10 protein-coding genes are annotated in these 11,899 nt (G+C 59.2%); 3 read left to right on the top strand and 7 right to left on the bottom strand.

All coding sequences use genetic code 11. From position 1 onward, the window contains the following. Together ASD36_RS15745 and ASD36_RS15740 are read left to right on the top strand one after the other, a co-directional pair. Window positions 1-765, top strand: coding sequence for a FadR/GntR family transcriptional regulator (locus ASD36_RS15745; RefSeq protein ID WP_060505370.1), 765 nt, complete (start codon window positions 1-3; stop codon window positions 763-765). A 197-nt stretch (window positions 766-962) separates the two neighbouring features. Beyond that, entirely contained in the window at window positions 963-2,240 is a 1,278-nt protein-coding gene (locus ASD36_RS15740) for a hemolysin family protein (protein WP_060505371.1), read from the top strand. Window positions 2,241-2,405: 165 nt separating this feature from the next. Here the strand turns inward: ASD36_RS15740 and ASD36_RS30655 are convergent, their stop codons facing one another. The 6 genes from ASD36_RS30655 to ASD36_RS15715 all read right to left on the bottom strand — a co-directional run bounded on the left by ASD36_RS30655 (window position 2,406) and on the right by ASD36_RS15715 (window position 8,106). After that, the gene (locus ASD36_RS30655) at window positions 2,406-2,558 is read right to left on the bottom strand and encodes a hypothetical protein (RefSeq protein WP_156393874.1); all 153 of its coding nucleotides are present in this window, start codon (window positions 2,556-2,558) and stop codon (window positions 2,406-2,408) included. A gap of 78 nt (window positions 2,559-2,636) precedes the next feature. After that, complete coding sequence (gene glp, locus ASD36_RS15735) at window positions 2,637-3,860, bottom strand: gephyrin-like molybdotransferase Glp (protein WP_060505372.1); 1,224 nt, start codon at window positions 3,858-3,860, stop codon at window positions 2,637-2,639. Further along, on the bottom strand, window positions 3,860-4,354 hold the full coding sequence (moaC, locus tag ASD36_RS15730) for a cyclic pyranopterin monophosphate synthase MoaC (protein ID WP_060505373.1): 495 nt from the start codon (window positions 4,352-4,354) through the stop codon (window positions 3,860-3,862). Before moaC ends, glp begins: the two co-directional genes overlap by 1 nt. Further along, window positions 4,354-5,169 (bottom strand): indole-3-glycerol phosphate synthase TrpC, encoded by an 816-nt coding sequence (gene trpC, locus ASD36_RS15725; protein WP_060505374.1) that lies wholly within the window; start codon window positions 5,167-5,169, stop codon window positions 4,354-4,356. The genes moaC and trpC overlap by 1 nt, the downstream gene beginning before the upstream one ends. Before the next feature lie 11 nt (window positions 5,170-5,180). Continuing rightward, on the bottom strand, window positions 5,181-6,194 hold the full coding sequence (trpD, locus tag ASD36_RS15720) for an anthranilate phosphoribosyltransferase (RefSeq protein WP_060505375.1): 1,014 nt from the start codon (window positions 6,192-6,194) through the stop codon (window positions 5,181-5,183). A gap of 16 nt (window positions 6,195-6,210) precedes the next feature. Beyond that, a complete protein-coding gene (locus ASD36_RS15715; protein ID WP_060505376.1) occupies window positions 6,211-8,106 on the bottom strand; it encodes a peptidylprolyl isomerase in 1,896 nt (631 codons plus the stop codon). Between the two features lie 380 nt (window positions 8,107-8,486). On the opposite strand from ASD36_RS15715, the gene ASD36_RS15710 reads away from it, so the two are divergent. Beyond that, window positions 8,487-10,133, top strand: coding sequence for a Na/Pi cotransporter family protein (locus ASD36_RS15710; protein ID WP_060505377.1), 1,647 nt, complete (start codon window positions 8,487-8,489; stop codon window positions 10,131-10,133). Window positions 10,134-10,136: 3 nt separating this feature from the next. Here the strand turns inward: ASD36_RS15710 and ASD36_RS15705 are convergent, their stop codons facing one another. Further along, the gene (locus ASD36_RS15705; protein WP_244489844.1) at window positions 10,137-11,765 is read right to left on the bottom strand and encodes a hypothetical protein; all 1,629 of its coding nucleotides are present in this window, start codon (window positions 11,763-11,765) and stop codon (window positions 10,137-10,139) included. Window positions 11,766-11,899: the final 134 nt, after the last annotated feature.

Below are 11,899 nucleotides of genomic sequence, written 5' to 3'. Positions count from 1 at the left end.
TTGCGTAAAGGTCTGCTCGAAACCGTCCTGACCGGTGCGCGAACGCGCACGAGCCACGCGCAAGTGGTGGATGAACTGGGCAAGGCCATCGTGTCCGGCGAATTTCCTGTGGGCGCCATTTTGCCCGGCGACCCGGAGTTGGCGATACGTTTCAAGGTATCGCGCACGGTTCTGCGCGAGGCAATGAAGACGCTGGCTGCCAAGGGATTAATCGTACCGCGCGCCCGTATCGGCACCCGGGTGACGGCGAAAAATCAATGGAATCTGTTCGACGGCGATGTTCTGACTTGGCATTTCCATCGCGGCGTCGACGAAGAGTTCCTCTATCATCTCAGCGAGATACGCCTCGCCTTCGAACCTCACGCTGCAGCTCTTGCCGCCGTCAACGCCACGGAAGCCGAGATCAGCGGCATGATGCGGCTGGCGGTTGCGATGGGCGATCCCGACCATACCGCTGAAACGCTGGCGATGGCCGATCTGCGCTTTCATCTTGCCGTCGTCGAAGCTTCGGGAAATCCATTCATGCGCACCGTCGGCAGCCTGATCGAGGCGGCACTGGTCGGTATATTCAAGTTAAGCTCGCCCGCATCGGGCCGCGAAGGCATTGACGAGGTGTCGCGTTCGCATATCAAGATCGTCGAGCAGATCAGCCGGCGCGATGAGGCGGGGGCGAGGGCAGCGATGCAGAATGTCATCCGCGTCGGGCGTGAGCGCGTTCGGATCGCCCTCAAGGAACTTGATGACGTCCAGGCTCCATCCCGGTAATTCCGCCGTTCTATCTGGCGCTTTGATCGAAATTTGCGCTGCATCTGGGGCCCGGTAAACCGCGCTCATAGCCAAAACTACCGTAAATCTGCAGTTGCCGCCTTGCTGCAACTGCGTCTTCCGCCTATTTGATAGGGCTGAAACTGACGTGCATCGCTTCCGATGCGCGTATCTCCCATCAACGGTGTCCGAGGGTTATGTCCGAACTGATTGTTATTTTCGTTCTTCTTTTGATCAATGCGTTTTTCGCGCTTTCGGAAATGGCAATTGTATCGGCAAGCCGGCCACTGTTGCGGCAGATGGCAAAACAAGGCAACAGCCGCGCCGAATTGGCGCTACGGTTGGCCGAAGATCCGGGCAAGTTTCTGTCCACTGTACAGGTCGGCATTACTCTCGTGGGTACGCTTGCCGGTGCCTATGGTGGTGCCACCATCGCCGACAAGCTGGCGCCGACGCTCGACACGATCAGCTGGATCAATCCCTATGGCAGCACAGTTGCCGTCGCACTGGTCGTCACTCTGATTACCTACCTGTCCGTTGTGATCGGCGAGCTCATTCCCAAGCAACTGGCGCTGAAAAACTCGGAAGGCGTGGCAATGTTCGTCGCGGGTCCGATGTCGTTTCTGTCGCGCCTTGCCGCGCCGATCGTCTATCTGTTCGAGATGTCGGCATCGCTGTTCATGCGGATCTTTGGTGTTTCCAGCGATAGCGACCATGTCACGGAAGAAGAGGTCCAGGCGATCATGGCCGAGGGCGTCGAAAGTGGCGCGATCGAGAAGTCAGAGCACGAAATGCTGCGGCGAATCATCCGGTTGGGCGACCGCAACGTGAAGTCGATCATGACCCATCGCACCGAAGTCAGCTTCATCGACGTCAACGACACGCTCGAGACCATCCGTGCCAAGGTCGAGCAAACCGCCCATTCCCGCTATCCGGTCATGGATGCGGCGGGTGAAGTGCTCGGCGCGGTACAGGTCAAGGAAATCTTGAACGCGCCGGTGAAGGCTGGCTTTCAGGTCCGCAACTTCGTCAAGGATATCCATACCTTGCCGGAAACGGCTTCCTGCTTGAAGGCGCTTGAAGCCTTCAAGGCATCGCATATCAACATGGCAATGATCGTCGATGAATACGGCAGTATCGAAGGCATCATAACCATCGCTGACATTCTTGAAGCGATCGTTGGCGTTCTGCCGTCGAACTATGACGATATCGAGCATGCTTTGATTCGCCAGCGCGACGATGGATCCTATCTGGTCGACGGCCGCACGCCGATCGATGAAATCCACCTGACGATCGGTATCGACGAAATCGATTCGGATGGTAGCTACGAAACCATCTCCGGCTTCCTTGTGCAGCAATTGCGCAAGAACCCCGAGGAAGGTGACGTTACGGAAGCCTATGGCTATCGTTTCGAAGTCATCGACATGGACGGCCGCCGTATCGACAAAATCCTTGTCTCGCGGGCTTCGCACTGATTCTGAAGATCATCTGAAAAACGAAAAGGCCGGGATTACCCGGCCTGTCGTCCTATGCTTGGCCTGCTAGTACATCCGTAGTCAGGTCAACTGAGGTGAATAATCGGTTGTTTTGGTTAATAAATGGTTAATATGGCGACGGGTGTGAAAGCCACTGCGTTCAACTCAGTTTTCCTCGATCGAAATGCCGCCTTCGCCGATCTTCACCTCAACGCCGTCGGGCTTGGATTCCTTGTCGTAGATATAGATGCCCAATCCAACGACCAGAACGACGAGGCCTCCGATAAGCATGTAGAGCGCATTGCGATTCAATTTCATTCCCTTCCATCAACGGCAGTTTTGCCGAGGGATAGATAGGCGCGAAGTGGTGTTTGGGAAGGGTACCCGGCCGAGTGGTCAGCTGCCTGGGGAGCGGAGAATCATCAGGTCACAAGGGGCGCCAGCCTCTAGCGCCGGCGCATGCGGCGGCCGGATGATCAGGCAGTCGGATTGGGCAAAGACCTGCATCATCGAGGAATCCTGGCGCGAAAAAGTCTCGGCTTGCAACGATCCATCATTGGCGCGCGTCAACCGGGCACGAACATAGTCCTGCCGTTTGTCGTTGGCTACCAGCGCACTCAGCGTTTTTGCCTTGCCGCTGCGATCACGCGGGGGCAGAGAGCCGAGATGGCGCAACAGCGGTTCCAGGAACAACAGCGAGCAGACGAGGCTGGAGACCGGGTTTCCTGGCAAGCCAAGCACTGTCATGCGCTGAAGAGATCCAACCATCAGCGGTTTCCCAGGGCGCATGGCGATCTGCCAGAAATCCAGCACCATGCCGCTTTCGACCAGCGTTGATTGGACGAGGTCGTGATCGCCGACTGAGGCGCCGCCAAGTGTCACCAGCACGTCCGCGCCAGCGGCCTGCGCCCTGGAGACTGCGGCCGCAATAGCCGCCTTGTCATCGCGCACGATCCCCAGATCGATAATTTCGGCACCGTTGTCATGGGCAATTGCCGCAACGCCATAGGTGTTCGAGGCAATAATCTGGTCAGGCCCTGGAACACTGCCGGGAAGCCGCAATTCATCACCGGTTGCCAGGATCGCCACCTTCGGCCGCGCGAGAGTTGGTAGTTGCGGATGGTTCATGCCGGCGGCGACCGTCAAACGCCCGGCATCCAGTACCTGCCCGGCGTGCAAAACGATGTCGCCAAGGGTAAAATCCTGCCCCTTAGGGCGAATATGGCGGCCCTTGGCCAGAGCGAATGTCGTCCGGATACGGCCATCCGGGAGTTTTTCCGCATCTTCCTGAATAAGAACTGTATCCGCGCCCTCAGGGACAGGCGCGCCAGTGAAGATGCGGACAGCCTCGCCGCGGGCAACTTGACCGTCAAAACCACGGCCTGCCGCCGATTCGCCGATAACAACAAGCTCCGTACCAGCTTCGGCAAAATCCTCATGGTGTCCGGCATATCCGTCCATGGCCGAGTTGTCGAAGGCAGGGTGGGTGACGAGGGCAGAGATATCATTTGCCAGAACGCGGCCCATTGCGTCGTGCAGATCAACCATTTCCGAGCGAGCTACCGGTGCAGAGATTTTCAACAGCCTGTCGAGCGCATCTGAAACCGGAAGCAATGCCATCAGCTCTGACTTTCCTTGCGGGCATAGTCGCCGGAACGCCCACCCGATTTTTGAACGAGCCGGATGCCGCCGATCTCCATCTCCCGGTCAGCGGCCTTGGCCATGTCGTAGATCGTCAGGCACGCAACACTGGCAGCGGTAAGCGCTTCCATCTCAACGCCTGTGCGGCCGGTGAGCTTGGCCATTGCCTCGACCCGCAAGCCCGGCAAGGCGGCATCGGCGGAAATATCGACGGAAACCTTCGACAGCATCAGCGGATGGCAAAGCGGTATCAGATTGGCCGTCTGCTTCGCGGCCATGATGCCGGCGAGGCGCGCGGTGGCGAGCACGTCGCCCTTCTTGGCATTACCCTTGAGAATGAGGTCGAGCGTCTCCGGCAGCATCCGCACAAAGCCTTCGGCAACGGCAATGCGCACGGTCTCTGCCTTGTCTCCGACATCGACCATATTGGCCTGACCGTCCGAGCCAACATGGGTGAGGGACGGTGCAGCCATTATTCAGCAGCCAGAATTGCGGCGGATCCGGTCAAAAGGATGCGGGTTGCGGCGGTCACATCGTCCTTGCGCATCAGGCTTTCACCGACGAGGAATGTCGAAATGCCGCTCTTTGCCAGCCGCACGCAGTCGTCATGGCTGAAGATGCCGCTCTCGCCGACCAGTAGCCGGTCGGCCGGGACCATCGGTGCCAGTTTTTCGGACAGGGCGATATCGACTTCGAACGTTTTCAGATTACGGTTGTTGATACCAAGTAGCGGCGAACTCAGTTTCAGCGCCCGCTCGAGTTCTTCCTCGTCATGCACTTCGACCAGGACATCCATGCCGAGCGAAAACGCCTCGTGCTCGAGCCTCTGTGCATCGCTGTCATTCAGCGACGCCATGATCAACAGGATGCAATCGGCACCCCAGGCACGAGCTTCATGGACCTGGTAGGTTTCGAACATGAAATCTTTGCGCAGGGCGGGAAGGGAACAGGCGTTGCGTGCTGCCGTCAGAAATTCTGGCGCGCCTTGAAAACTCGGGCCGTCGGTCAGGACGGACAGGCAGGCCGCGCCGCCGATTTCATAGGCCTTTGCCAGAAGTGGCGGATCGAAATCCGGCCGAATCAATCCTTTGGAAGGGCTGGCCTTCTTAATTTCGGCAATGAGGCCGAAACGGTCTTCCGCCTGCTTGGCTCTCAGGGCGTTCAGAAAGCCACGCGGTGCTTCCTGTCCGGCGGCCTTCGCCTTCAGGTCTGCGAGGCTGACGCGCGATTTTGCAGCGGCGATTTCCTCGCGCTTGTAGATTTCGATCTTCTGCAAAATGTCAGCCATCGATTTTCTCCTTACGCCGCGTTGGAAACGCGGATGAGCCGTTCGAGCGTAGCATTGGCATTGCCACTGGTCAGCGACCGGCGGGCAAGCTCCATGCCCTCGCGAAGATCACCGGCGCGTCCCGCGATCAGCAACGAGGCCGCGGCATTGGCAAGCGAAATGTCGCGGTAGGGCGTCGCATCACCCTGCAGAACGCCCTTCAGCGCCACGGCATTGTGCGCGCCATCGCCGCCCTTGAGATCGGCAAGCAGAACGGTTTCCAAACCAAAATCGGATGGCGTCAGTTCGAATGTTCTGATCTGGCCATTTTCAAGCGCCGCCACCTGCGTGACGCCGGTCGTGGTGATTTCGTCCAGTCCTTCGCCATGCACGACCCAGACGCTCTTCGAGCCGAGATCGCGTAGCACTTCGGCGACCGGCAACAGCCAATGCGGCGAATAAACACCGACAAGCTGCTGGGTCACGCCGGCCGGGTTCGACAGGGGGCCGAGCAGATTGAAGATCGTCCGCGTCCCCAGCTCGACGCGGGTTGGACCGACATGGCGCATGGCGGAATGGTGCTGCTGGGCGAACATGAAGCCGAGTCCGGCTTCTGAAATGCAGCGTGCAATGGCATCCGGCCCGATATCGAGCTTGACGCCGAGGCAGGAGAGCGCGTCGGCCGTTCCCGACTTAGAGCTGAGCGCGCGATTGCCATGCTTGGCGACCGGTACACCGGCACCGGCGACGATCAGTGCTGCGAGCGTCGAGATATTGTAGGTCCCGGCGCCATCACCGCCGGTTCCGACGATGTCGATGGCGTCAGCCGGTGCCTCGACCGTCAGCATGCGTGCCCGCATGGCCCCGACGGCCCCGACGATCTCATCCACCGTTTCGCCGCGCACGCGCAACGCCATCAGAAAGCCGCCGATCTGCGAGGGGGTCGCTTCGCCGGACATGATGATTTCGAAGGCTGCGCGGGCGTCATCGCGGTTGAGCGCTTCACCTGTTGCGGCCTTAGCGACGAAAGGCTTCAAGTCCGGCATGCTGATCCCTTTTGCGTTACCGCTGCTGCGACAGAGCAAGCTCGGCGAGCTGCTGGTTGATCGTAACACCGTAGCCCTTCTGCAACTCGCTGACCATCTGATCGAGTATGTCGTCGCCGCTGGCCTGGGCGATGGCATTGATCTGACGATCGTCATTGTCAAGCGCATCGCCTGGGTTGTCGTTATCGACTTCGGTAACCTTCAGAAGGATCTGGCCTTCGCCGCCGATCCCCGGTGCATTCGCAACCAATCCATTTGCGCCGCCAAAGGCAGCTGCGACCGCCGCGGGGCTAAGCGCTGCATCTTCTGCAGAGCGGCGAAGTCCCGATTTGGTTTCGACGGCGATACCGAGTTCTGCCGCAATGTCCGCGAGTGTTTCGCCCTTTTCGACCCGGCCCTTCAGCTCGACAGCCTTTGCAGCCAACTCGTTGCGCTGCTGTTCCGCTGTCCAGTCTGCGACGACCTTTTCGCGGGCTTCGTCCAGCGTGCGATCGCGTGCCGGTGTGACTTCGTCGACATCGAACCAGACATAACCGTCGCGACCAAGGTTGACTGGCAAGGTTTCTCCGCCGACTTCAGCCTTGAAGGCTTCTTCAAGCAGGGTCTTTGCCTCGGGGATACCGGTGATTTCATCGCCATTCGTGTCATTGCCGCGTGCATCGACCGCGTTGAGGACCACAAGCTTCAGGTTGGTCTGTTCGGCCGCTTCCTTCATCGGGGCGCCAGAGACGCGGGCATCCTCGAATTTGTCGTGGATCCCCATGATCTCGTTGGCGGCATTGCTCAGCGCCAGTTCCTGGCGCAGTTCGTCCTTAACCTCGTCATAGGCCCGAACCGTTTGTGGCTTGATATTGGTGACACGCAGGATAACGGCACCGAAGGCGCCATCGATGACCGGCGTCGTCTGCCCATCGGCGACAAGCGCAAAGGCAGCGTCGCCCAGCTTGGCATCAGGCATGCGGTCGCGGGTGAAATCGCCGAGCAGCACGTCGCTTGCCGTCTTGCCGGAAGCGGTGACCAGAGCGTCGAACGTCGTGCCGGTGGACAGTTTGACTGCCGCCGCGTCAGCTTCTTCACGCGAAGGGAAGGAGAGCTGTTCGACGGTGCGGGTTTCCGGCGTGCTGAAGCTGTTCTTGCGCTTTTCGTAGTCGGCCCGCACTTCGTCTTCCGTGACCGACGCAGGATCGGCGATGTCGGTGGGTTCCAGCTTCACATAGCTGATCTTGCGGAATTCCGGCGCGCGGTATTCGGCCTTGTGTGTTTCGAACCAGGGCTTGAGCACCTCATCCGAGGGGGCCTTGACCGGATCGACATTGGCATTCGACAAAAGCAGATAGTCGATGGAACGCGTTTCGTTGCGATACTGGCGCAGGGCGTCGCCCAGAACCTTTGGCGGCGTGTAGCCATCCGACAGGGCTTCGACGACTTGCGAGCGTACGGCAACCTGGCTGCGGTTGTTGATGTAATCCTGTTCGCGCAAGCCCGCATTGCGCAGCACGCTCGAGAAAGTTCCCCGGTCGAACTGACCGTTGACACCCTTGAATGCCGGGTCTTCACTGATCAGCGAGGCGAGGCGGTCCTGCGACAGGCCGAGGTTCATGTTTTCCGACAGCTGATCAAGCGTCGCACCAGCGACGAGCTGGGAATAGACCTGCGCTTCGACACCGAAGGCCTTGGCCTGTTCACGGCTCAGCCGCGTACCGAACTGCCGGGAAAGCTGGGCGAGCTGGCGCTCATAGGCAAGACGGAAATCGCTCGGAGATACTTTTACGTCCCCGACCGTCACAACGGCGTCGGCCGTTCCCGTTACCAGCGACGTGGACACACCCCAGACACCGAAGGAAAGAACAAGAAGGACCATCAGTCCTTTGACAACCCAGGTCCGGGAGCCTCTTCTCAGGAATTCAAGCATGGGTCTGCATACCTCGTCGCAATTTCGTGGTCGCCGGATGGCAACCGGTGTCGTTCCTTAGAGCAATCCGCGGCGGAATTGAAGGGTTCAAACACGCAAAAAGTCGAGGAAATCAGCGGGACGACGGCACCGGCGCGCACCGGGCGGTCATTTGTTCGTGATGCCGTGCCGCTTGGTGCAGGAGGGGAACGCGCGCAGTTCTGACGGGTGCCGTTCGAAGGCTGAAACATGTCGGAAATGTTAGCCGGCAATCAAAAAATATCTGTCACTATCGATGTGACGCGGGTCATTTCGCCCATGGAAATGCTAGCATCGATCCGCCAGAACATGCCGACTCGCTTGATCAGCAGCAATCTTGGCGGGAAAGCCGGAGTGCAGACATGGAATCCATCATCGTCATGGTCAATCTGTTCGGAGCCGTCGCGTTGCTGCTCTTTGGCCTGTCGCAGGTCAAGGACGGTGCGACGCGCGCTTTCGGGATCAGGCTGCGAACCGGATTGGCGCAAGGGACCCGTGGGCCGGTGCGCTCGTTCGTGGGTGGGTTCGTCGCAACCGTCGCGCTTCAAAGCTCGACTGCGACTGCACTGATGATCGCGTCGTTTGTTGAAAAGGGGCTGGTTCGTGCCCGCATGGCCCAGATCGTCCTGCTCGGGGCAAATGTCGGAACAGCCGTGACGGCCTGGATCGTCGCGACCGGTGTCGACTGGCTGTCGCCACTGCTCATTCTCGCTGGCGTGATGCTTAACCGGGCAGGGCGGTCAAGCGCCAAGCAGGGCGCGGGCACAGCCCTGGTCGGGATCGGCTTGATGTTGTTGTCGCTCCACTTGCTCGGGCTCGCGACCGAGCCGATGCGCGAATCGCCTGCACTTGCAAGTTTTCTCACCATGCTCGACAGTGCCTGGCCTGTCGCGATGATCTTCGCCTCGGTGCTCGCCTTCGTCTCATCCTCCAGCCTTGCCGTGGTCGTTCTCATCCTGTCGCTGGCAGCGGCTGGTATTCTTTCGCCCGGCCTGACGATCGCGCTCGTGCTGGGCGCTAACCTGGGTGGGGCCGTGCCGCCGGTCATGGCGACATTGTCGGCTTCCGCCTCTGCCAAGCGGGTCACTGCGGGCAATCTGGTTGTTCGCGCCATCGGCTGTCTGCTGGCGCTGTCGGTGGCAGCGCCAGTTGCAGCTTTTCTCCAGACACTGCCGCTTTCACCGGCAAAGCTTCCAGTCGATATCCACCTGATCTTCAATGTTGTGCTTGCCATTTTGGCGTGGCCGTTCTCCTCGCTGCTCTCAACGGCCATGTTGCGGCTTATTCCGGATGAGCCAAAGGCCGAGACGGGGCCGCTCTATCTCGACGACCGGGCGCTGACGACACCGGTCATCGCTCTGTCCGGCGCGACCCGGGAAGTGCTGCGCGTCGGTGATCTGATCGAGAAAATGCTGATCGCGACGATGACTGCGTTCAACAGCAATGATCGTCTCCAGCTTCAGGATATCGGAAAACTGGAAAAGCAGGTGGATCTGCTGCAGCAGGAAGTCAAACTCTACTTGTCACGGCTTGGGCGCAGCGGTCTCAGCGACGACAATGGCCGCCGTTCTATCGTGATCATCGACTATGCCATCAACCTCGAACATATCGGTGACATCATTGAAAAGGGCCTGACAGAAGAGATCAAGAAGAAGATCGACAACGGACTCAAATTCTCCGAGGACGGCTACCAGGAGCTGACAACACTGTTTAATCTGACCATCGACAATCTGCGCATCGCGCAGACCATTTTTGTCACCCGCGACGCCGAGCTTGCCCGCCATCTGATGGAGGTAAAGGTTGATGTCCGCCATATGGAGAAACGCTCGTCCGAGCGTCATCTGGAGCGTCTACGCGACGGCCGCACCGATAGCCTGCAGACGAGTTCCCTGCATTTGGACATCTTGCGCGATCTGAAGCGGATCAACGCCCATATCGTTTCCGTCGCGCATCCGATTCTCGATGAGAGTGGCCTTCTGACGGAAAGCCGGCTGCGGATGCCGCACTGACGCCTAAGGTGCAGTGGCAATACCGTTGCGTACGAAGGCATCGTAGCATGGTGTCAACGTGATGCGGTGATGGCCGGGTGCAAGTGCCGGCTGGTAGAGACCGAGAAGCTTCAGCCGCGCGGTGGTCGGCGGGCATGTCGGATAAAGCGCCAGATCGACGGCAGCTACGGCCTCGTTGACGCGTGGCCCCGGCTGCGGCACGGCCCGGTATGGATCGGCACCGATTGCGATATATTTTGGCGCGTGACGATCCATCAGCCAGGGAAAGGGATTGGTGAAATCGATCGTCATGATCGTCTCGAACCGTACTTTGTTGGCGCTTTCGAACGCCCGGATTGCTGAGACCGCATCATCGGCACTCTGCAGCCATAGCGACTGAAACTCGAAGTCGCTGTAAAGCAGGAAAGATGGCAATTCACCGGCTTCAGCTAAGGCATCATAGGCTGGACGGTAAGCTACGTAGTTGGTCTGCAGGCGCTGTGCCCGCTGGCTCAGGATGTCGCGGATGCTGACAGCGCCCATGCTCTTCAGGTTGTCGTGTTCGAGTGGCCTGTTGTTGACGCTGCCGATCCAGGCGCGCGCTGCCTTTTGCGTGACTGTGGCGACGGGAGGAATGGCGGCGCTGAAAGCAAGAAACGCAACGATGGCAAATGATGCCGACGATCCCTTGTGGCGATAGGTTTCGATGAGAATGGCAAGTAGCAGCGGCCACAGAAAGATGAACGCCTGGCTACCGGTGTTCTGGCTTTCAAACAGCAGGCCGGCTGCAATGAAGCTCCCCATCCACAGAAAGGACTGATCGGCAATCCGGCCGATAGCCCGAAAGCTGGGCTTGGCGACAAAGGCGCGGGTTGCCGCTGAAAATGCGGGAAATTCACTGCCGAGCAGGACAAGGCCGAGCAGGCCGCCGGCCAGGACTACGCTGAAATTGATCGATGCGGCTTGCAGAAGGCGGGGCAACAGGCTGGTGTCGTTGATCACAACCAGCGACAGAATATCGGTGGCGTAGGCTGAAACCGTGCCGGATGTGAGTTCAATAAATCCGATAGCGGCAAAGAAAACGCCGCCGCCAACAAGGGCCGCACGAAGCGGCAGGCGTCCAGTCAGAAAGGCCATCAGGCACAAGACGAGGCCCGCAACCACCCCGGTGACCTTGATGAACAGCAGCGCAAGCATGGCGAACGCCGTCACCGCGGCCAGTGTTTTCCATCCGCGCACGAAGACCAGCGCGGCAGCCAGTACATACAGCAGCTGGCAGATCTGGCGGTTGTAGATGCCGAAACCATCGGAACCCGGATAGGGGTAGAAGTCGCCGGTGTTGAACGGCAGCAGAGAAAAGAACAGGAACGGCAGCAACAAGCCATACGCGATGGCCGGGGAGCGTTTCTGTACGTCCAGGACGACCAGCGCTATCAGGGGCGCCGTTACTGTCATTAACGACCAGCTGGAAAGCAGCAGCGGGTGGCCATTGGGGAAAAGATAAAGCCATCCGGCAAAGAGATAGTAACCGAGGCCACCCACGGGCGCAAAGAAATCGACGGAAGGGATCTGGCCGTCGAAGATACGATTTGCTGCGTCAAGGTAGATGTAATGATCCCAATACATCGGGCCGATCGGCATGGTCACGGTCACCAATAGTGCCAGCGGTAAACAGGCGACAGTCAATGCCAGGACGATTAGGGGCTTCCGTGCGAGTATCGCTCCGATACCGCTTCGCCTGCCCAAAGGCACTGTCTCGCTCAAACCCTGCATTGTCGGTATCATTC

This window comes from Rhizobium sp. Root1334 (assembly GCF_001426665.1).
Taxonomy (GTDB): domain Bacteria; phylum Pseudomonadota; class Alphaproteobacteria; order Rhizobiales; family Rhizobiaceae; genus Pararhizobium.
Note: the sequence above shows the minus strand (reverse complement) of the source record. Positions and strands in the feature narration are given on the sequence as shown.

Excerpts from the sequence above, each read along its gene's own strand:
- trpC (WP_060505374.1), bottom strand. The coding sequence starts at position 5,169 with ATGGCTGACATTTTGCAGAAGATCGAAATCTACAAGCGCGAGGAAATC.
- glp (WP_060505372.1), bottom strand. The coding sequence starts at position 3,860 with ATGGCATTGCTTCCGGTTTCAGATGCGCTCGACAGGCTGTTGAAAATC.
- ASD36_RS15740 (WP_060505371.1), top strand. The coding sequence starts at position 963 with ATGTCCGAACTGATTGTTATTTTCGTTCTTCTTTTGATCAATGCGTTT.
- ASD36_RS15715 (WP_060505376.1), bottom strand. The coding sequence starts at position 8,106 with ATGCTTGAATTCCTGAGAAGAGGCTCCCGGACCTGGGTTGTCAAAGGA.
- ASD36_RS15710 (WP_060505377.1), top strand. The coding sequence starts at position 8,487 with ATGGAATCCATCATCGTCATGGTCAATCTGTTCGGAGCCGTCGCGTTG.
- ASD36_RS30655 (WP_156393874.1), bottom strand. The coding sequence starts at position 2,558 with ATGAAATTGAATCGCAATGCGCTCTACATGCTTATCGGAGGCCTCGTC.
- moaC (WP_060505373.1), bottom strand. The coding sequence starts at position 4,354 with ATGGCTGCACCGTCCCTCACCCATGTTGGCTCGGACGGTCAGGCCAAT.
- trpD (WP_060505375.1), bottom strand. The coding sequence starts at position 6,194 with ATGCCGGACTTGAAGCCTTTCGTCGCTAAGGCCGCAACAGGTGAAGCG.